A 1,171-nucleotide genomic window follows, 5' to 3' on the forward strand; every position below is an offset into this window, starting at 1 on the left:
AGCCATCTTGTCCTCGGGGGTGGCCTCGGCGAGGAAGTCGTCGACACCCGCCTCCTCGGCGATCGCCTTGGCGGTCAGCGGGTTGTCACCCGTGATCATGACGGTCTTGATGCCCATCCGGCGCAGTTCCTCGAACCGCTCGCGCATCCCCTCCTTGACGACGTCCTTGAGGTGGATGACGCCGAGCACCCGGGCGCCGTCGCTGTCCTCGACGGCGACCAGCAGCGGCGTACCGCCCGCTTCGGAGATGGCGTCGGTGATCCGGTCGGCGTCCGCGGCCACGGCGCCGCCCTGCTCCCTGACCCAGGAGACGACGGAGCCGGTGGCGCCCTTGCGGATCTTGCGGCCGTCGGCGTCGACGCCGGACATCCGGGTCTGGGCGGTGAACGCGATCCACTCGGCGGCGGCGAGTTCGCCCTGGTGGCGCTCGCGCAGACCGTACTTCTCCTTGGCGAGGACGACGATGGAGCGGCCCTCGGGAGTCTCGTCGGCGAGCGAGGACAGCTGGGCGGCGTCGGCGAGTTCGGCCGCGGTGACGCCGCCCACGGGCACGAACTCGGCGGCCTGGCGGTTGCCGAGGGTGATGGTGCCGGTCTTGTCGAGCAGCAGCGTCGACACATCGCCCGCCGCCTCCACCGCCCGCCCGGACATGGCGAGGACATTGCGCTGGACGAGCCGGTCCATGCCCGCGATGCCGATCGCGGAGAGCAGCGCCCCGATCGTGGTGGGGATCAGACAGACCAGCAGGGCGGTCAGCACGATCAGCGAGGTCTGGTCGTCGGCGCCCGCGTAGACGGCGAACGGCTTGAGGGTGACGACGGCCAGCAGGAAGACGACGGTCAGCGAGGCGAGCAGAATGTTGAGCGCGATCTCGTTGGGCGTCTTCTGCCGGGCCGCGCCCTCGACCAGATTGATCATCCGGTCGATGAAGGTCTCGCCCGGCTTGGTGGTGATCTTGATGACGATCCGGTCGGAGAGCACCTTCGTACCGCCGGTGACGGCGCTGCGGTCGCCGCCGGACTCCCGGATGACGGGAGCGGACTCGCCGGTGATCGCGGACTCGTCCACGGAGGCGACGCCTTCGACGACGTCGCCGTCGCCGGGGATGACGTCACCGGCCTCGCAGACCACCAGATCGCCGATGCGCAGTTCGGTGCCGGGGACCTGCTCC

General features: G+C 70.2%; 1 protein-coding gene. It reads right to left on the reverse strand.

Features of this window, described 5'->3' with window-relative positions:
* Window positions 1–1,171: potassium-transporting ATPase subunit KdpB (gene kdpB, locus FF041_RS37470; protein WP_228388990.1), on the reverse strand; the 1,171-nt coding region annotated here is incomplete at both ends.

Origin of the sequence: Streptomyces jumonjinensis (assembly GCF_009600885.1) — a bacterium.
In the GTDB taxonomy this organism is placed as follows: Bacteria; Actinomycetota; Actinomycetes; order Streptomycetales; family Streptomycetaceae; genus Streptomyces; species Streptomyces jumonjinensis.